The following is a 19,877-nucleotide window of genomic DNA, read 5'->3' as shown; positions in this document are numbered from 1 at the left end:
AATGGAGTGTGAAGTAAACGTGGACCCTGTGCCCTCGTCTAGTTTAATTCTTTATGCAGTTTTAGTTATGTTGTCAGCCTTTTTCTCTTCTGCCGAGACCGCGCTCTCGAGTGTGAACCGCGTCCGGATGATTCGTATGAGTGAAGACGGGGACAAGGGCGCCAAGCGCGTCCTCCACCTCGTCGACCGCTTCGATGACACGCTCTCGACGATCCTTGTCGGGAACAACATCGTCAACATCGGTGCCGCGACGGTGTCGACGGCCATCGCCACGAGTATTTACTCGGGTGGGGCCGGACTCGTCATCTCGACGTTCGCGACGACGATTGTCATCTTGATTTTCGGTGAGATTTTACCGAAGTCGCTCGCGAAAGAGTTCGCGGAGAAGTATTCGCTTCTCATCAGCGGCATTTTGTTGTTCCTCGTCAAAGTCTTGAAACCGGTGACGATGATCTTTACCGGGTTGAAGAAGTTGGTGCTCCGCATGATTGGGATGAACGACAAAGAGCCGTCGGTGACGGAAGAAGAGTTGAAAGTGCTCGTCGATATGGGAGAAGAAGAAGGGGTGCTCGGCGAGACCGAAGCGGAACTCGTGCATAGCGCCTTCGCCTTCAACGACATTACCGTCGACGATGTGTTGACGCCGCGGATTGATATCCTCGCCGTCGACATTGACGATACGCTTGAAGAGATCAAAGACACGATCTTTAGCGGTGGACATTCTCGTCTGCCGGTGTATAAAGACTCGATTGACAACGTCATCGGGGTGTTGTCAGAGCGTGATTTCCTTCGTTCGATGATGCGTGATGAAGTGACGGACGTCCGTTCGCTCATTCGTCCGCTCACGTACGTATCGCCGCAGACAAAATTGATTGAGCTGCTTCCTGTACTCCAGCAAAAACAATCGCACATGGCCGTCGTCCTCGACGAATTCGGCGGGACGGCCGGTCTGATCACACTCGAAGATATGCTCGAGGAGCTCGTCGGAGACATTTGGGACGAGCACGACGAATCGATCGTCTATTTGAGACGACTCCGTGACGGCGTCTACGAGTGTATGGCCGACATGGATGTCGATGAGTTCGCTGATGAGATGGGAATTAAAGAACCTGAAGTAGATGCCAACACGATGGGTGGTTGGATCGTCGAACTATTAGGAGACATTCCAGAGAAAGGTGCGCGTGTCACGTACGATGACATGACGTTCACCGTTCTCCACGTCGAAAAGCGTCGGATTCGCAAATTGCTCGTCGAGACGGGTCAATCCGAACCGGTCGAACAAGCGTAAACGAACTGAAGGAGGGGCCGCCAACTGGCGGTCCCTCCTTTTGTTTAGACGGTATGATGGCGCTCGACGCGTTCGAGCAGCTCGTATGGCCGAACTTTATAGATGGCGTGCGGCATATACGTCGGGTCGATCGCATCAACGAGACGCATTTGGAAGTGCTCCCGTTTGATGTAGTCGCCGACGTTCGACGCATCGACCTTGAAGAAGCCGACCTCTTGCGTCTCGCCTTCCTGCGGTTGCAGGTCGCCGGAGACGTAGCGGGCACGGAACGTGACGCAGAGCACGCGCGAGGAGACGTTTTGATAAATACCGGTGATGCCTTCGACTTCAATATCGACACCGGTCTCTTCTTTTACTTCACGATGCACGGCGTCGACAATCGATTCATGCTCCTCGACTTGTCCGCCCGGCATCTCATACGTGTCGCTCCGGTGCGTGTTTTGAACGAGCAACACTTCACCGGCCTCGTTCGTGACATAGGCGGTCACGGAGACAATCGTGCGCGGCGGGGTATAGTGACCGGTCGGCATCATGAATTCCTCACTCGACTTGATATATAAATCTTTCCCGAGACGGGCTCGCTTCTTCATCGCCTCGCGGCGCAAGCCGCTCGAACGGTAATCGCGTTCGACTTGCTCGTAGTGCTCGCGGTCGCGGTATTCCCACAGGGCCATGACCTCGCTCTTGTCTTCGGTCACCCAACGACCGACGAGACGGGCGCCGTGCGATACCTGAATCGGATACAGGTATGTATGGAAAAACTCGGTGAATTCATCTAAGCGTTCAGGACGGATGGTGTACGTTTTTCGACGATGGAACATGGTAATTCCTCCTTTGAAGGTGGTATCTCTATTCCGAGAAAAAAACGCTTTCCTCATGACTCTATATTCGTCATCACGATCCGTTTTCCCTCTATATCAAAAAAGTCAGCTCGAGCGCATCTGCTCAGGCTGACTTTTTGAATAGGCGCGGATTCGCGCGGACGTAGCGGACGAGAAAGAACAGTCCGATGCCGATGCCGACGTACGGCAAGAACCCGTGTGTGACTTCACCGATGTGACGCCAATTGTCGCCGAGCATCATCCCGAGTTTGACGAAGATGAACGACCAGACGGCGAAGATGAGGACGGTCACCGTCAAAAACTTCCGGAACGATAACCGCATGACCCCGGCGCTGACGGCGAACAGTTGGCGCCAAATGACGCTCAGACAGACGATCCAGGCGCCATACGTCTCGAACCAGACTTCGGCCCGGCGTTGCTTCGCCTCGTTGATGCGGAACGACCGATAGAGGCGAAGGGCGACAGGGCGTCCTCCGTAGCGGCCAATCCCATATAAGACGATTTGACTGATGACGAACGCCGCCCAGGCAAGCAGGAAGACGAACAGGAACGACGTATCAAGGGAACCGATCAAGTGGCCCCCGTAAGCGAGCACGAGCTCGTTCGGGATGAATTGGATGAAGATGCCGAGCGGGACGCTGAAAATGCCGCACCCGAGCAACAGTTGTTCGAGAAAGTGCCACATGACCGGTTCCCCCTTTCCAAATTTTGTACAGGATGCATTCCATCCATCAGTATAACGAACATGAGTCGAAAGCAAAAGAAAAGATGTCACGTATTTGTGACATCTTAGTCGAGCTCGGAGACGAGGACGCCGAGTCGTTCAAGTTCTGAGACGGCGGCATCGATGGCGTCTTCACTATCGGCCTCGAGCGTATGAATGTGGAGACCACCCGTCAAATGCGACAACGGGGCGGCCTGGTTCGCCTCGACCCGTTCGAGGAAAGCACGGACGTCGCGGCGGCTCTTCACCATCAATTGTCCGGTCAATGAACCGTAGACAGGATGGTCGATGATGACGTCGCGAATCGTGACGCCCTCGTCGACGATGGCGTTCATCTCCGCCTCCATGTCCTCGGCCTCGTGGCGACAGACGATTTTGCGGGTATAGGCGGACGGTGACGCCTCACCTGGTAAATAGACGTACCCGCGGGCGGTCGCGACGATCTGATGGCCCTTCGCCTTCAAGAGCGACAAGTCTTGGACGACGACTTGTCGGCTGACGGCGACGCGGCGGGCGAGCTCGGAGCCGGTGATCGGCTCGGAACTCTGTTCAATCATTTCCAGTAACGTGCGCCGGCGTTCTTCACCGGCTAAGCGTTTGTTCATAAGATCCTACTCTCCTTGCTAAAGTGACGATGGCTTCGGCGAGTGCCGTCGTGGCCTCGACGGTCGTGTCTTCGCCGAAAGAAATGCGGACGAGCCCGTGACAGGCGCTCGTCTCATAGCCGAGCGACTCGAGCATGCGGTTCGGTCCGTTCTGGCCGGCCCGACAGGCCGACCCTGCCGACACTTGGAACCCGAGCCCGTCGAGTTCGGTCATCCACCATTGCCCGTCCCGCTGTTTCGAGACGAACGAGAAGATGGCGGGGCTCTGCTGGTCGAACTCGAGCCAATCCACGTAAGACGATGTCTTCTCTTTCAAGATAGCACGAAACGCCAAGAAATTTCTTTCATGACGTGTCCGTTGCTCGTGACGGTCGGTGAACGCTTTGACGAAAGCGCAGATGCCGGGCACGTCGATGGTGCCGGGACGGATGCCGTATTGATGGTGTCCCGGATAATAGGGCGGTGGCAACAGCCTTTCCATATAGAGGCCGCCGACGCCTTTCGGGCCCCCGACTTTATGGGCGCTGAACGAATAGGCGTCAATCCCGTCGACGGAGACCGGGATCTTGCCGAGCGCCTGGACACCGTCGACGTGGAACAACACTTTCTTATATTTCAATTGGCAGAGGATGTTGTGGAGCGGGAGCGTCCAGCCGGTGTCCGAGTTGACGTGTTGAAACGTGACGAGCCCGATGTCACGGTCGAGCAAATGCGTGAACATCTCGTGGTCGAACCGTCCGTCCTTCAGCTTCAAGCGGTGAACGGTCACGCCTTCGGCTTCCCACTCGTCAAGCAGAAGCGCGACCGAGTCGTGCTCTTGCCACGACGTGATGACTTCACGACCTTTCATGCGCTTCCGGAGACTCGTGAGGGCGATGTAGTTGCTCTCGGAGCCGCTTCCGGTGAAGAGGAGCTTGCCGCGGAGCATGTCGAGCCCGAGCGCCTGCTTCAACAGACGTCGGGATTCGGTCAAGTAATCTTCCGCCATATAGCCGTGCGTGTGCAGGGAAGACGGGTTACCGTATACGCTTCGTGCCATGGCCACGTAATGGTCGAGAGCGGATTTTGTCATCGGGTGCGTCGCCGCATAATCAAAGTAACGGTTCATCGTAAGTTCCCCTTTTCTCATGTTGTCTTCTTCACAAAATTATGCGAAACTAGTTTACAAGTCAACATTACATATGAAAAACAGGTGATATACAGATGTCTTTACAGTTTGAACGGGTCGATGTGTTGATCGTTGGGGCTGGCTTGGCCGCTGTGACGGTGGCACTCCATTTGCCTCATTCATTGAACGTCCTTGTCGTCTCTAAGCATGAAGTGACAAGCGCGAACTCAGATCTGGCCCAAGGCGGGATTGCGAGCTCGTATTTGGAGCCGTCGAGTGTCGACCATGAGCGGGATACGCTCGTCGCCTCGAAACTCGCAGCCGTGCCCGACCGTGTCTATACACTCGTCGAAGAAGGGCGGAGCGCGATCCGCGATTTGGAGCGCTTCGGTGTCGTCTTCGACCGGGAGGGTGCTGAGTACGCCGTCGGACGTGAAGGGGCGCATGGCATGAATCGGATCTTTCACGTCGGCGGGGACGAGACCGGACGGCACGTCATGGCGACGCTTCGTCGTCAATTGCCGGATAACGTGACCGTCATGGAACACGTATTGATCGATTCGTTGGTGAAGACCGACGGCCGCGTGACCGGGGCGACCGGATTCAACGGAGAGACACGTCTTCACGTCCAGGCCGGAGCCGTCGTCTTGGCGACCGGGGGAATCGGTGGACTCATCGATTGGACGTCGAACTGTCGCTCGGTCACGGGGGACGGGCTCGTCTTGGCGGATGAGATCGGAGCGAGACTCACGAACTTGTCTCGTATCCAATTCCACCCGACGTTACTCGCGGTCGATTCGCCCCACCTCGTCACGGAAGCGTTAAGAGGAGCAGGCGCGACGCTCGTCGATGCGTCAGGACGTCACGTGATGGCCCACCATCCGCTCGGAAGCCTCGCCCCTAGGGACGAGGTCGCTCGGTCACTCACGCGTCATGACGGCACCGTCTACTTGGATACGAGTCGCGTCGAGCGAATTGATGAACGGTTCCCGAAACTCGTCGAGACGTGCCGGATGTATGGGCTCGACGCGACGCGAATCCCAGTGCGGCCCGGGCTACATTTTCATATGGGCGGTGTGGACGTCGACGTAGACGGGCGGACGACCGTCGCTGGGTTATATGCGGTTGGTGAGGTCGCCGATTCGGGCGTCCACGGGAATAATCGACTAGCATCAAATTCGTTACTCGAATGCTGGGTGTTCGGAAAGCGGGTGGCGGCAGCGGTGATGGTGGAGGAGAAGCCGTTCACGGTGAACGAGACGACCGTGTATGAGGTTTCGGATGATCTGTTCAGCCGCTATCGGCAACAGATTGGGGAATGGTTGACAATCTCGCCTCAGATTGGCGAAATCGTAAGTTTCTTAGAAAATACCCAACAACTGGCACAGACGAAACACGTGTCAAGACAATTAAGTGAACAGACGTTGAGTCTGAAAGCGGCACGCCTGTTGGCCAGTGCCGTCATAAGAACGGAGGATTCAGATGAACAAAATCGCCTTGCGCGAACAGCTGACAGCATTTTTACATGAGGACATCGGGTTTGGGGACGCCTCGAGTGCCTTGATTGACCACCGCGAGACGTCGCTCGCCACGGTCAGCGCCAAGGCAGACGGCGTCTTCTGCGGCATGGACGTCGTCCTCGAGCTGGCGCAGTTGCAACGTCTCGTCGTCGAATCGTGCCAACCGGACGGCACGAACGTCACGGCAGGTGACACGCTCTTTATTTTGCGAGGCAAGACGCGGACGCTCCTTGAGACGGAACGGGTGCTGTTGAACCTCGTCCAGCACTTGAGCGGGATCGCGACGATGACGCGGCGCTGCGTCGAACGGCTCGACGACCCGACGATCGCCGTCACGGACACCCGAAAGACGACGCCCGGGCTTCGTATGCTCGAGAAACATGCCGTCCGTTCGGGTGGTGGGAAGAACCATCGGCTCCGTCTCGACGATGCCATCATGATCAAAGACAACCACATCACGGCCCTCGGCGGGATCACGAACGCGGTCGCACGGGCTCGGATGCTTGCCGGCCACACGACGCCGATTGAAGTCGAGGTCGAGACGCTCGAACAATTGCATGAGGCGATCGCGGCGAACGCCGACATCATCATGTTCGACAACCGGGCGCCCGAAGAACTGAAGGCGTGGCGTGCGCTCGTGCCAGAGCATATTAAAACGGAGGCGTCAGGAGGCATCACTGTCGAAACGATTGCAGCGTATCGCGGTACGGGTGTCGACGTCATCTCGATCGGACAGTTGACGCATTCGGTGACGGCGCTCGATTGCAGTCTAAATCTTGTAGGAGGAATCAAACATGCAATTACTCGGAACGATGCCAGCGCAGTACGCTGAGTTGACGATTGAACAGATGGAACAACGGATTGAAGCCATCAAATCCAGGCTCGGCAGCCGCCTGTTTTTACCGGCCCACCATTATCAAAAAGACGAGGTCGTCCAGTTCGCGGACGCGACCGGAGATTCGCTCCAGCTCGCACGGCTCGCCGAACAGATGAGCGAGGCGGAGTTCATCGTCTTCTGTGGCGTCCACTTCATGGCCGAGACGGCCGACATGCTGACGCGTGACGACCAGCTCGTCATCTTGCCGGACATGCGGGCCGGATGCTCGATGGCGGACATGGCCGATATCGACCAGACGGAGGTCGCTTGGGAAGAGCTGACCGATACGTTCGGCGATGATATCATTCCAATCACGTACGTCAATTCGACGGCGGCGATCAAGGCGTTCGTCGGCAAGAACGGGGGCGCGACGGTCACATCTTCCAATGCCCATGACATCGTCCGTTGGGCGCTCGAAGCGGGCGAACGGATTCTGTTCTTACCGGACCAGCATCTCGGACGGAACACGGCGTTTGATTTGGGTGTGCCACTCGAGGCGATGGCCGTCTGGGACCCGCTCCGGGAACGACTCGTCTATGAGGGTGACATCGAGGATGTGCGGGTCATTCTGTGGAAAGGGCACTGCTCGGTCCATGAGAAGTTCAACGTCGCCCAAATTGAGGCGTTACGGAAGAACGACCCGGAACGACGCATCATCGTCCATCCCGAGTGCACGTTCGACGTCGTGCAGGCGGCGGACGAGGCCGGATCCACGTCATACATCATCGACCAAATCGAAGCGAGCGCGCCGGGGACGAAGTGGGCCGTCGGCACCGAGATGAACTTGGTCAACCGTCTCGCGGCGACGCACCCCGAGCTCGATATCATCTCGCTCAATCCGTACATGTGTCCATGCTTGACGATGAACCGCATCGATTTGCCGCATCTGCTCTGGGCGCTCGAGTCGCTCGAGACCGATCCGGTCAACGTCATCCGTGTCAATCTAGAGACGACGAAGTGGGCGACACTCGCCCTCGAGCGGATGCTCGCGCACTGAGGACAGGCAATCGCCTGTCCTTTTTTCGTGGCGGTGGTTATGGTACAATGAATGCAGTTTTCCCATGAAGAGGAGATATGACCGTGATTGAATTCGTAAAAGGCTCCGTCGCCTATGTGTGCGCGGAATATATAACGTTGGATGTTTCGGGCGTCGGCTACAAAGTACATGTGCCTAACCCGTTTTTTTATCGTGAACAAGACGAACATGTAATCGTGTTTACGCATCATTATGTGCGTGAAGATCAACAGACGCTGTACGGTTTCCGCTCACGTCGGGAACGCGAACTGTTCAATAAACTGCTCGGCGTCAACGGGATCGGACCGAAAGGCGCACTCGCCATCGTCGCCTCAGGCGATATGGACGCGCTCATCGACGCAATCGAGACCGAGAACGAGAAGTATTTGACGAAGTTCCCGGGTGTCGGCAAGAAGACGGCGAAGCAGATGGCGCTCGATTTGAAAGGCAAGCTGTCCGAGCTCGCCCCGGATTACGTACCGAACACCGGACTGTTCGCTCAAGGGGCTTCCGAACTCGACGAGGCGTGCGAAGCGCTCGTCGCACTCGGGTATTCAGAGCGTGAGATCACCCGTGTCCGCAAGGAACTGAATTCAGAAATATTGACGACAGACGCTTACATAAAGCGCGCCCTGCAATTGCTATTGAAATAAGGAGGAGACCATGGACGAACGATTGTTGTCACAATCCCATCAACAATATGAAGACTCTGAAGAGTGGAGCTTGCGTCCGCAAAAGTTCGAGCAGTACATCGGACAGGAGAAGGCGAAAGGCAACTTGTCGATCTTTATCCAAGCCGCGAAGCTCCGCAGCGAGACACTCGACCACGTCCTCCTTTACGGTCCTCCGGGACTCGGAAAGACGACGCTTGCCCAAATCATCGCCAACGAGATGGGCGTCGGCATCAAGACGACGGCCGGCCCGGCCATCGAACGCCCGGGTGACCTCGCGGCGATCCTGTCGACGCTCGAACCGGGCGACGTCCTGTTCATCGATGAGATTCATCGATTGAGCCGCACGATCGAAGAGATTCTCTATCCGGCGATGGAAGACTACTGTCTCGACATTGTCTACGGACAAGGCGAGATGGCGCGAAGCGTCCGCATCGATTTGCCACCGTTCACGCTCGTCGGCGCGACGACGCGGGCCGGCATGTTGTCGGCGCCGCTCCGTGACCGTTTCGGTGTGACGTTGAAGCTCGAATACTACGAGCCGCATGAGCTCGCCGCCATCGTCAGTCGGACGGCCCAGTTGTTCCGCCTGTCGATCTCACCAGAGGCGAGCGGTGCCATCGCGAAACGTGCACGCGGTACGCCGCGGATCGCCAACCGGCTGTTGCGCCGGGTTCGTGATTTCGCCCAAGTGGCAGGAACGAAAGAAATCGATCCGGTGCTCGCCTCAGACGCGCTCGACCGGTTACACGTCGACGCCCTCGGGCTCGATGAAGTCGACCACCGGCTGTTACGGGCGATGGTTGAACGGTTCGGCGGTGGACCGGTCGGACTCGAGACGCTCGCCGCGACGATTGGGGAAGATGCTCAAACGATCGAGGACGTGTATGAGCCGTACTTGTTGCAACAAGGTTTTCTGCAACGGACGCCGCGCGGCCGGATGATTACCCAGTACGCAAAGACGCATTTTGGCTATGAAGAGGAGTAACGATATGCAAGACATTCAATTGAACGTAAACGACTATGATTTTGACTTACCGGAAGAACTGATCGCCCAAGTACCGCTTCTTGACCGGACGAGCTCACGACTGCTCGTCCTCGACCGCGATACGGGCGATATCGAGCACCGTCATTTCCGTGACGTGCTCGACTACTTGCAGGCAGGCGACGCTCTCGTCGTCAACGACTCGCGCGTGCTCCCGGCCCGATTGTTCGGGGCGAAGCAGGAGACGGGCGGGAAAGTCGAACTGCTCTTACTCAAACAGACGGAAGACGATGTCTGGGAAGCGCTCGTCAAACCGGCGAAGAAAGTGCGCGTCGGCGCCATCGTCGAGTTCGGCAACGGGTTGCTCCGGGCTGAATGTGTCGAAGAACTCCCAGAAGGTGGTCGCCGCTTCAAATTCGACTACGACGGCATCTTCTACGAGATTTTAGATGAGCTCGGCACGATGCCGCTTCCGCCATACATCCGTGAACAGCTCGACGACCAGGATCGTTATCAGACGGTGTACGCCCGTGAACGCGGGAGTGCGGCCGCACCGACGGCAGGCCTCCACTTCACGGAAGAACTGCTCGCAGCGGCAGAGGCGAAAGGCGTCAAGCTAATCCCGCTCACGCTCCACGTCGGGCTCGGTACGTTCCGCCCCGTCACGGCCGATACGATCGAAGAGCACACGATGCATAGCGAGTATTTCGAACTATCGGCCGCTTCGGCCGAGGCGCTCCGCGACGTCCGTGCAAGCGGCGGCCGCGTCTTTGCCGTCGGGACGACGTCGACCCGGACGCTCGAGACGATCGTGCGCGACCATGGGAATTTCGTCGAGTCATCGGGCTGGACGGATATCTTTATTTACCCGGGAGTCGAGTTGAAGGCGATTGATGGACTGATCACGAACTTCCATCTGCCGAAGTCAACGCTCGTCATGCTCGTCTCGGCGTTCGCGTCGCGCGACATCATCTTGAACGCGTACCGCACGGCGGTACAAGAACGTTACCGCTTCTTCAGCTTTGGAGACGCGATGCTCATCACGAGGAAGGAAGAGAACAAATGACCAAACATGCAGTCACATACGAACATATCCACACATGTAAACAGACGGGAGCGCGGCACGGAATCGTCCATACGCCGCACGGCTCGTTCGAGACACCTGTCTTCATGCCGGTCGGCACACAGGCAACCGTCAAGACGATGGCCCCGGAACAAGTTAAGGCGATGGGAGCGAACATCATCCTCTCGAACACGTACCACCTTTGGATTCGTCCAGGACATGAGGTCGTCAAACAAGCCGGCGGCCTTCATAAGTTCATGAACTGGGACGGCGCGATTTTGACGGACTCGGGCGGCTTCCAAGTCTTCTCGCTCGCCGACCTTCGCAACATCCAAGAAGAAGGCGTCCATTTCCGCAACCACTTGAACGGCGACAAGTTGTTCTTGTCACCGGAGAAGGCGATGGAGATTCAAAACGCGCTCGGTTCGGATATCATGATGGCGTTCGACGAATGCCCGCCATTCCCGGCGACGCATGAATACATGAAGAAATCGGTCGAGCGGACGAGCCGTTGGGCAGAGCGTTGCCTCGCGGCACACGAACGTCCGGAAGACCAGGCGTTGTTCGGTATCATCCAAGGCGGCGAGTACGAAGATCTCCGTCGTCAAAGTGCGGCCGACCTCGTCTCGCTTGATTTCCCAGGTTATGCCGTCGGTGGATTATCGGTCGGTGAACCGAAAGACGTCATGTACCGCGCACTCGAGTTCACGACACCGTTCATGCCGGAGAACAAGCCGCGCTATTTGATGGGCGTCGGTTCACCGGATGCGTTGATCGAAGGCTCGATTCGCGGCATCGACATGTTCGACTGCGTCTTGCCGACCCGGATTGCCCGCAACGGGACGCTCATGACATCGAAAGGCCGCGTCACGATCAAACATGCGAAACATAAGACGGACTTCGGACCAATCGACGAGAAGTGCGATTGCTACACATGTAAGAACTATTCGCGCGCGTACGTGCACCACTTGATTCGCGCCGACGAGATGTTCGGGCTTCACCTCTGTTCGACACACAACCTTCACTTCCTCGTGAACTTGATGAGTCAAGTACGTCAAGCCATCCGCGAAGACCGTCTCTTGGACTTCAAGGAAGAGTTTTTCGAAGAATATGGGTATAACAAACCAAACGCCAAGAATTTCTAAATTGTTCTGACAGCGATTATGTGACAACGTTTCAGTTTCACGGTATAATGAACCTGATATTGAAGGAAAGGGTGAATTTTACGCATGGAAACTCTCGTAGCACTATTACCGATGATCCTTATTTTCGTCGTGTTCTACTTCTTGTTGATCCGTCCGCAGACGAAACGTCAGAAGGAAGTACAATCGATGCAAAACGCGCTTGAGCGTGGGGATCACGTCGTAACAATCGGCGGCCTTCACGGCGTCGTCCACCAAATTGAAGACACGCAAGTCACATTGAAATGTGACCAGTCACTCCTTAAGTTCAATCGCAGTGCGATTGCTGAAGTGACGAAAAAAGGCAACTCATCATTCGCTGAGTGACCAAACAACGCCTGGCCATCACTGGTCAGGCGTCTTTTTTTTGTCATATCTTGAAAAATGATTTATTTTTGACAAACTTCGTCAATCCGCCGAATCATCCACCTTATTTCCAAAAATCAAATTGAATCGTGAAAACGTTTGCATTATCGTCAAGTTGAGAAGAATTGGAAAGAAGGAGAAGAGAACATGGATGTGAAACGATTGCTACGCCCACTCAAAAAATGGAAGGTACGACGTCGCCCTGACCGCGTGAAAGGACGCTCGTCGATGCGCCGTAAGATGGCGATGGCGCTCGTGCCGACACTGATCGCTTTATTGATCGTCGGTGCGCTCGGCTCGTATCAATTACAGAACGCGACGTCAGAGTATGACCGCGTCTTGAACGAGCGGCTCCAAGATATGCTCGTCGCCGAAGATTTGGCGTTGACCGTGACCGATGCCGAGCGTTATTTGAACTACTACCTGCTCGTCTCGAACCCGAAAACGTTGATTAGCCTTGAGGCTTCTCAAACGAAACGGGACGAATTGATGAATACGCTCCAACAGTCGACAGAAGATCCGAAAGTGCTCGCCTGGCTTGATGATCTCGAGAAGTTCAATCAACATCTCGACACGGAGATGGCGCGCGTCATCGACCTCCGTCAACAACAAGACGAGATCGGATACAAGACGGTGCTCAATACGAGCGTGACACCGACGACGGATCGTGTCCGAATGACGGTGACCGACCTCGTCACGTATCAGGGCGAAGCGCTCGCCGCTGAGTCGGAAGCGGTCCAGTCGAGTGCCGGGCAATCGATCATCTGGATGGTCGTCATCAGCATCATCGGCGTCGCTGTCGGTCTACTTTCACTAGTAGCCCTCCAAAAGCTGTTCTTGAAGCCGATCAATCGACTCGTCAGCGAAGCGCGCGTCGTTGCCGAGGGAGACTTGACCGGAGACGATATCGAGGTCGGTTCAAACGATGAGCTCGGTGACCTCGTCACGGCGTTCAACGATATGAAACGGAACCTCGTCGGCCTGATTCGCCAAGTCGGTGCAGCCTCGGATAAAGTGACGGCCTATTCGGAAGAGCTGTACGCCAGTACGGACCATGTCGCCACGACGACACAAGGCGTGGCCGGCCTGTTCGAACAGATGAACCTCGGCGCCCAAGTATCGGCGAAACGGGCTGAGGAAGGGACGTCCGGCGTCAACCAAGCCGTCGTCGGGTTGAACCAGATCGCCGCGGCCTCGCAAGGCGTGAACGAACAGACGATTCATACGCTTGAAGCGGCTAGTGGGGGACTTGAGACAATCCAGTTGGCCGAACGACAGATGCGTGAGATTCAACAAGCGAACGACTTGACGCAACAGATGGTCGAGCGCTTGTCGAACCAGTCGCTCGAGATCGAGAAGATCACGCGCTCGATCACCGCCATCACGGAACAGACGAACTTGCTCGCCCTAAACGCCGCGATTGAAGCGGCCCGGGCCGGTGAACACGGGAAAGGGTTTGCCGTCGTCGCGGCCGAGGTCCGAAAACTCGCCGAAGAGTCGAAACAGTCGGCCAAACAGATTCAAGCGGTCGTCGTCGACATTCAGCGTGACACGTCGGAAGTCGAAGCGGCGTTCGACGTCACAAGCCAGCATGTGACGAGCGGCGTCACCCAAATGGGAGAAGTCGCCGGTGCGTTCCGTGAGATCGTCTCTGTCATTCAAGAGACATCTCGTCAAATGAGTGAGATTGCGGCGGCGACGGAAGAAGTGAGCGCGAACACGACCGAGGTAGCGGTCTCGGTCGAAGATATGTCGACGAATGCCGTGTCGACGCAACGAAGCGTGGAAGAAGCAGGCGCGAACGTCGAAGAACAACTCGCCGCCATTCAAGAAATCAACGGCATCGCCGAGACGATGAGCCATATGTCCGTCGAGTTGAAAGATCTTGTTCATTTATTCAAGGCATGAAAACAGCGTCTCCTCGACAATCGGGGAGACGCTGTTTCGGTTACATTAACAAAATCAGACTGGCTGCCATGACCATCATACCGGCGACCATGCCGTACACCGCATGGTGGGCCCGTCCGTATTCACGGGCAGCTGGGAGTAACTCGTCGAGCGAGATGAACACCATGATGCCGCCGACGCCTGCGAACAAGAGGCCGAACACCGTGTCACTCAAGAATGGCATCAAAAGAAGGAAACCGACGACCGCTCCGAGCGGTTCGGCAAGTCCGGACAAGAAGGACAGTTTCAGCGCCTTCTTCCGAGAACCGGTCGCATAATAAATCGGGACCGAGACGGCGATGCCTTCCGGAATGTTGTGTAACGCGATCGCGATCGCGATGGCGAGACCGACCGCTGGGTCATCGAGGGCCGAGATAAATGTCGCCAAACCTTCCGGAAAGTTATGGATGGTGATGGCGAGCGCCATGAACAGACCCATTTTATGAAGCCGCTGTTTCGTCTCTTGGTTCAACGGGACACGTTCGGTCGCCGTCGTCGCAAGTTCCTGGGACGACGGGTCGTTTTGCATCGTCTCGACGAATTTGACTTCGTGTGGGTTTTCCGGAGACGGGATGAACTTGTCGATCAAGGCGATCAACAACATCCCCCCGAAGAAGGCGAGGACGGTATAGAGCGTCCCAGCCTGCTCTCCGTGGGCCCCGACGAGTTCATCGAGCGCTTTCGGAAAAATCTCGATAAAGGATACGTAAATCATGACCCCACCTGAGAAGCCAAGGGATACCGACAAGAATGCCGTGTTGGTCCGTTTGGCGAAGAAGGCGATCATACTTCCGATCCCCGTCGCGAGTCCAGCGAACAGCGTCAGTAAAAAGGCATAGAGTATCGTACTATCCATTAGAAAGGACTCCTTTGCATGTAGTGTGTAAGTTGATAATCACATCATAGCTCAAGTTTTGCCCTAATGCAACTTTTAGTCGCAAGTGCAAAAAAGCGTGGGAAATCAACGTGTGGGTGTTACAATTTCAGGAAAACGATTGATAAATGTTTAGAATATTTGTAATGTTAACGAGAGAAGTTTTTTTACGAGAACATGTGTTTAGAAAGGAAATAGTCGTATGTACAAAAAAGGGAATATCGCGATTTTTGCGGTCATCATGATTGCAACGATCCTGCTCGCCGCCTTGTCGACGCCATGGGTCGTCAAGAACACGAACCTCGGCCTCGATCTTAAAGGCGGGTTCGAAGTGCTGTACGAAGTCCAGCCGCTCGAAGACGGCGATGTCATCGATCAATCAGCGATGAATGCAACCGTTCGCGCCATTAACAACCGTGTCAACGTCCTCGGTGTCTCGGAACCGGACATCCGGATTGAAGACGAGAATCGCATCCGCGTCCAACTCGCTGGCGTAGAGAATCAAAACGACGCCCGTGAAGTGCTCTCGTCGACCGCCCAGCTCACGTTCCGCGATGTGGATGATAACGTCCTACTCGACGGGAAAGACCTCGCTCCGCGTGGCGCAGCACTCAGCTATGACCCACAAGGCAACCCGGTCGTTGAACTGACGTTGCAATCGGCGGACCAGTTCGGTGAAGTCACGTCGCAAATTGCCCAGCGTCCGGCACCGGAAAACCGGCTCGTCATCTGGCTTGATTATGAAGAAGGCGACACGTACGCCGAAGAGATTCAAAAAGAGAACTCGAAGATCGTGTCGGATGCATCCGTCACGTCTCCGATCCTATCGGATAAAGCCATCATCTCAGGTGGCGGCATCGATGCCGAGAGTGGTCAACGTCTCGCTGACATCTTGAACGCCGGGGCGCTCCCGGTCAAACTTGAAGAAATCTATTCGACGTCGGTCTCGGCCCAGTTCGGTCAAGACGCGCTCGACAAGACCGTGTTCGCGTCTCTCATCGGGATTGCAGCCATCTTCTTGTTCATGTTGTTCTTCTATCGTTTACCCGGTCTCGTCTCGATCATCACGCTCATTTTGTATATCAATTTGATTATGTTGTTCTTTAACGGCATTAACGCCGTCTTGACGCTCCCTGGTATTGCCGCTCTCGTCCTCGGTGTCGGGATGGCGGTCGATGCGAACATCATCACGGCCGAGCGCATCAAGGATGAACTCCGGTCAGGGAAGTCGGTCCTCTCGGCATTCCGTGCCGGGAACCGGCGCTCGCTCAGTACGATCATCGATGCCAACTTGACGACCCTCATCTCGGCAGCGGTCTTGTTCTATTTCGGGACGAGCTCGGTCCGTGGGTTCGCCATCATGCTCATGATCTCGATTGCGATGACGTTCATCTCGAACGTCTTCATCTCGCGTTATTTGATGCACCTCCTCGTCTCGAGTCGTCTGTTCGACAAACGAAAAGGCTGGTTTGGTGTGAAGGAGAGTGAAATCCGTGAACTTTAAGCTCACTGAATTAAACTATGTGAAACATATGCGCACGATGTTCATCGTCTCGTGTGCCATCGTCATCATCGGTCTCGGCATCTTGTTCTTCCGTGGCTTGAACCTCGGGATTGACTTCGCATCCGGTACCCGGGTCGAAGTGTTGACCGAATCACAAGTATCGCAAGAAGAATTGGCGTCGGCGTTTGAAGAAGCCGGTGTCGATGAAGAGATTTCGTCGGTCCAATACGCGGAAGGCGGAACGCTCGCCAACGTGACGTTCGTCGGCCAGCTCGCTCAAGACGAAGTCGCGTCGGTGAAGACCGTGTTCACGGAAACGTTCGGGAACGACCCGAACATCAGCACCGTGTCGGCCGAAGTCGGCCGTGATATCGCTCGGAATGCCATCTATGCGGTCGCACTCGCGTCGCTCGGGATTATCCTCTATATCACGTTCCGCTTCCAATTCTCGTATGCGGTCGCAACGGTCGTCGCCATGCTTCACGATGCGTTCTTCATGATCGTGGCGTTCTCGATTTTCGGTATCGAGGTCAACTTGTACTTCGTCGCCGCCATCTTGACGATTATCGGTTACTCGGTCAACGATACGATCGTCACGTTCGACCGCGTCCGTGAGAACATCCAAGCGTATGAGAAAGAACGGAAAATCAAATCGATGGACGTGTATCGTGACATCGTCAACACGTCGATTCAAGAGACGATTGTCCGCTCGGTTAACACGGTCGTCACCGTGCTCTTGACGGTCATCGCCTTGTACGTGTTCGGTGCCGAGTCAATCCGTGGCTTCTCAATCGCGTTGCTCATCGGTCTCGTCATGGGGATGTACTCATCGATTTTCATCGCCTCGTACTTGTGGATGCTCCTCAAAGGCATGTCGCTCAACAAAAAGAAAGAAACCGCCCCAGAGGCGTAACAGCAGGTCTCCCGCATCGTTCGGGGGACCTTTTTTGAATGTCAAGACGGCACTTCACTCGCTCGTTCTGATATAATCAACAATTGATTGGAGTGAAGGACTATGTATCATGCAAAGAAACGATGGGTGTATCCGGAGACGGATACGGCCGCGGTTGAACAGTTACAGACAGAATTGAATATATCGGAGCAACTCGCGACGCTCCTCATGCAGCGGGGGCACCGTGACGTCGATGCGGCGAAGGCGTTCCTGCACATCGAGGACGAGTTGACGTTCCACGATCCGTACTTATTTGAACAGATGAACAAAGTCGTTGACCGTTTGAAACGCGCGGCCGATGACGGGGAGATGGTGCTCATCTACGGCGACTATGACGTCGATGGTGTCAGCGCCTCGGCCGTCATGTGGCACGCCTTGACCGAGATCGGTGTCATGGCGGAATGTTATATCCCGAACCGGTTCACGGAAGGATACGGTCCGAACAAAGAGGCGTTCAGCTGGGCCGCGGGTGAAGGGTTCACGCTCATCATCACGGTCGACTGTGGGATCTCAGGGATCGAAGAGGCAGCGCTCTTAAAAGAGCTCGGTGTCGATTTGATCATCACCGACCACCACGAACCGAAAGAGACGCTCCCAGATGCGTTCGCCATCATCCATCCTCACATCGATCCGTCATATCCGTATGACAAGCTCGCCGGGGCAGGCGTCGCACTCAAAGTGGCCCATGCCGTGCTCGGACGGATGCCGGAAGAGTTGCTCGACTTGGCCGTGCTCGGTACGATTGCCGACCTCGTCCCGCTCGACGGGGAGAACCGTTTGCTCGCGAAGCTTGGTCTGAAAGCGCTCGATGACTCAAAACGTCCAGGCATTCTCGCGCTCCGCGAAGTGTGCGCGTTGACGGACGGGACATTGAACGAAGAGTCGGTCGGTTTTGCGTTTGGACCGCGCATCAACGCTGCCGGTCGTCTTGACTCGGCGATGCCGGCGCTCCAAATGTTGCTCGCCGAGAGCGTCGAGGAAGCACTCGAACTGGCTCAAAAGCTCGACAAACAGAACAAAGAACGTCAAGACATCGTCAAGACGATCGCCAAAGAAGCGACGGAACTCGTCGAGGCATCGATGACGGACGACCGCGTTCTCGTCGTCGCCAGCGAACGATGGAATCCGGGTGTCGTCGGGATCGTCGCCTCAAGACTCGTCGAGGCGTACTATCGTCCGGTCATCCTATTGTGCCACGACCCGAAAACAGGGAAGGCGAAGGGGTCGGGCCGTTCGATCGACGGTTTCGACTTGTTCAAAGAACTGTCGAAAAATGAAGACATCTTGCCGCACTTCGGCGGACACCCGGCCGCAGCCGGGATGACCTTGTTATCGGAGAACGTGGCCGAACTGCGCCGGCGTCTGAACGAACAAGCCGAATCGATTCCGGACGAGACGTTCGTCGCCCGCGTCAACGTCGACTTGAAGCTCGACGTGAACGACGTGTCGCTCGACTTGATCTCAGAGATTGGCAAGCTCGCCCCGTTCGGGATGGGTAATCCGTCACCGCGTGTCGTCGTGGCAGACGCTAGACTTCGCGATATCCGTCAAATCGGGCGCGACAACACCCATTTGAAGGTTCAGCTCGCCGGGGATAAGCGGGAACTTGATGGCATCGGCTTCGGTTTCGGTCACGTCGTCTCTGAAATCTCGAAGATGGCCCACGTCTCGGTCATGGGCAGTCTGCAAGTAAATGAATGGAACGGGATGCGCAAGCCGCAGCTCATGATTCAAGACATCCGTGTCGACGGGTTCCAAGTGTTCGATTATCGGGGCAAGAAAAATTCGCTCGACGAATTGAAACAGCTCCCGGGCGACACGACGTCGTTCATCTCGTTCCAAGGCCGGGACGACTTCCCGCTCCACGATCTCAGCACGCCGCTCAAACCGTTCGTCGTCCTGCTCGATTTGCCGGACGAGGAAGATGTGCTCGCAGACATGTTGACCGAGGATGTCGAGCGCGTGTACTGTGCGTTCGGACAAGGCGGCTCATTTTTTGAGAAGTTGCCGACGCGAGAAGATTTCCGAACATATTACGTCCATATGGCGACGTGCGAACGGAAAAACCTGCGCGAAAACTTGATTCGTTTGTCAATCGAGCGAAAATGGTCAAAAAATACGATTCAATTTATGCATCAAGTATTCTCTGAACTCGAATTTCTTGTTACAATGGAAGACGGACTGCCTGGAGTGAATCCAGAAGCGCCGAAACGTGATTTGACCGAAGCGCCATGTTATAAGCGCCGGGTCGGACGAGTCCAACTCGAGGAGCGTTTCATCTATGCGTCGTTGGCAGAACTGAAAGAGCGGTTACAATCATTGCGATCGAACAAGATGCAGGAGGCTTACACATAA

18 protein-coding genes are annotated in these 19,877 nt (G+C 55.7%); 13 read left to right on the top strand and 5 right to left on the bottom strand.

Annotated elements, in window-relative coordinates; translation table 11 throughout:
- The first annotated feature begins 1 nt into the window (after position 1).
- Positions 2 to 1,288, top strand: coding sequence for a hemolysin family protein (locus KNP75_RS09705; protein ID WP_034776869.1), 1,287 nt, complete (start codon positions 2 to 4; stop codon positions 1,286 to 1,288).
- Between the two features lie 44 nt (positions 1,289 to 1,332).
- On the opposite strand, the gene KNP75_RS09700 is transcribed toward KNP75_RS09705, so the two are convergent.
- The 4 genes from KNP75_RS09700 to KNP75_RS09685 form a co-directional block, all read right to left on the bottom strand.
- The gene (locus tag KNP75_RS09700) at positions 1,333 to 2,109 is read right to left on the bottom strand and encodes an NUDIX domain-containing protein (RefSeq protein ID WP_034776870.1); all 777 of its coding nucleotides are present in this window, start codon (positions 2,107 to 2,109) and stop codon (positions 1,333 to 1,335) included.
- Positions 2,110 to 2,233: 124 nt separating this feature from the next.
- Positions 2,234 to 2,815 carry a DedA family protein gene (locus tag KNP75_RS09695; protein WP_215190277.1) on the bottom strand — a complete coding sequence of 194 codons (582 nt, stop codon included), beginning with the start codon at positions 2,813 to 2,815 and terminating at the stop codon, positions 2,234 to 2,236.
- Between the two features lie 104 nt (positions 2,816 to 2,919).
- Positions 2,920 to 3,459, bottom strand: a complete 540-nt coding sequence (locus KNP75_RS09690; protein WP_034776872.1) for a transcription repressor NadR — start codon at positions 3,457 to 3,459, stop codon at positions 2,920 to 2,922.
- Complete coding sequence (locus tag KNP75_RS09685; RefSeq protein ID WP_251128226.1) at positions 3,437 to 4,567, bottom strand: cysteine desulfurase family protein; 1,131 nt, start codon at positions 4,565 to 4,567, stop codon at positions 3,437 to 3,439. The genes KNP75_RS09690 and KNP75_RS09685 overlap by 23 nt, the downstream gene beginning before the upstream one ends.
- A gap of 95 nt (positions 4,568 to 4,662) precedes the next feature.
- Here KNP75_RS09685 and KNP75_RS09680 point away from each other — a divergent pair, with 95 nt between their 5' ends.
- The 9 genes from KNP75_RS09680 to KNP75_RS09640 all read left to right on the top strand — a co-directional run bounded on the left by KNP75_RS09680 (position 4,663) and on the right by KNP75_RS09640 (position 14,153).
- Positions 4,663 to 6,096: an L-aspartate oxidase gene (locus tag KNP75_RS09680; protein WP_215190275.1), complete on the top strand. Its 1,434-nt coding sequence runs from the start codon at positions 4,663 to 4,665 to the stop codon at positions 6,094 to 6,096.
- Positions 6,050 to 6,919 carry a carboxylating nicotinate-nucleotide diphosphorylase gene (gene nadC, locus KNP75_RS09675; RefSeq protein ID WP_214752550.1) on the top strand — a complete coding sequence of 290 codons (870 nt, stop codon included), beginning with the start codon at positions 6,050 to 6,052 and terminating at the stop codon, positions 6,917 to 6,919. Before KNP75_RS09680 ends, nadC begins: the two co-directional genes overlap by 47 nt.
- The gene (gene nadA / locus KNP75_RS09670; protein ID WP_215190274.1) at positions 6,882 to 7,961 is read left to right on the top strand and encodes a quinolinate synthase NadA; all 1,080 of its coding nucleotides are present in this window, start codon (positions 6,882 to 6,884) and stop codon (positions 7,959 to 7,961) included. The genes nadC and nadA overlap by 38 nt, the downstream gene beginning before the upstream one ends.
- Before the next feature lie 83 nt (positions 7,962 to 8,044).
- Complete coding sequence (ruvA, locus tag KNP75_RS09665; RefSeq protein ID WP_034776877.1) at positions 8,045 to 8,632, top strand: Holliday junction branch migration protein RuvA; 588 nt, start codon at positions 8,045 to 8,047, stop codon at positions 8,630 to 8,632.
- Positions 8,633 to 8,642: 10 nt separating this feature from the next.
- Positions 8,643 to 9,638, top strand: coding sequence for a Holliday junction branch migration DNA helicase RuvB (gene ruvB, locus KNP75_RS09660; protein WP_034776878.1), 996 nt, complete (start codon positions 8,643 to 8,645; stop codon positions 9,636 to 9,638).
- Positions 9,639 to 9,657: 19 nt separating this feature from the next.
- Positions 9,658 to 10,701, top strand: coding sequence for a tRNA preQ1(34) S-adenosylmethionine ribosyltransferase-isomerase QueA (gene queA, locus KNP75_RS09655; protein ID WP_215190415.1), 1,044 nt, complete (start codon positions 9,658 to 9,660; stop codon positions 10,699 to 10,701).
- Positions 10,698 to 11,843: a tRNA guanosine(34) transglycosylase Tgt gene (gene tgt / locus KNP75_RS09650; RefSeq protein ID WP_021066897.1), complete on the top strand. Its 1,146-nt coding sequence runs from the start codon at positions 10,698 to 10,700 to the stop codon at positions 11,841 to 11,843. Before queA ends, tgt begins: the two co-directional genes overlap by 4 nt.
- 84 nt (positions 11,844 to 11,927) lie before the next feature.
- Complete coding sequence (gene yajC, locus KNP75_RS09645) at positions 11,928 to 12,206, top strand: preprotein translocase subunit YajC (protein WP_021066898.1); 279 nt, start codon at positions 11,928 to 11,930, stop codon at positions 12,204 to 12,206.
- A 186-nt stretch (positions 12,207 to 12,392) separates the two neighbouring features.
- A complete protein-coding gene (locus KNP75_RS09640) occupies positions 12,393 to 14,153 on the top strand; it encodes a methyl-accepting chemotaxis protein (protein WP_215190273.1) in 1,761 nt (586 codons plus the stop codon).
- A 40-nt stretch (positions 14,154 to 14,193) separates the two neighbouring features.
- On the opposite strand, the gene zupT is transcribed toward KNP75_RS09640, so the two are convergent.
- Positions 14,194 to 15,048 (bottom strand): zinc transporter ZupT, encoded by an 855-nt coding sequence (gene zupT / locus KNP75_RS09635; protein ID WP_034776881.1) that lies wholly within the window; start codon positions 15,046 to 15,048, stop codon positions 14,194 to 14,196.
- A 220-nt stretch (positions 15,049 to 15,268) separates the two neighbouring features.
- Here zupT and secD point away from each other — a divergent pair, with 220 nt between their 5' ends.
- The 3 genes from secD to recJ all read left to right on the top strand — a co-directional run bounded on the left by secD (position 15,269) and on the right by recJ (position 19,877).
- A complete protein-coding gene (gene secD / locus KNP75_RS09630) occupies positions 15,269 to 16,570 on the top strand; it encodes a protein translocase subunit SecD (RefSeq protein ID WP_200881475.1) in 1,302 nt (433 codons plus the stop codon).
- Positions 16,560 to 17,483, top strand: coding sequence for a protein translocase subunit SecF (gene secF / locus KNP75_RS09625; RefSeq protein WP_200881476.1), 924 nt, complete (start codon positions 16,560 to 16,562; stop codon positions 17,481 to 17,483). The genes secD and secF overlap by 11 nt, the downstream gene beginning before the upstream one ends.
- Positions 17,484 to 17,585: 102 nt before the next feature.
- Positions 17,586 to 19,877, top strand: a complete 2,292-nt coding sequence (gene recJ, locus KNP75_RS09620; protein WP_214797087.1) for a single-stranded-DNA-specific exonuclease RecJ — start codon at positions 17,586 to 17,588, stop codon at positions 19,875 to 19,877.

The sequence above is a fragment of the Exiguobacterium sp. s6 genome, from assembly GCF_018618155.1.
In the GTDB taxonomy this organism is placed as follows: Bacteria; Bacillota; Bacilli; order Exiguobacteriales; family Exiguobacteriaceae; genus Exiguobacterium; species Exiguobacterium mexicanum_A.
This window is presented reverse-complemented; position numbering and strand designations above follow the sequence as displayed.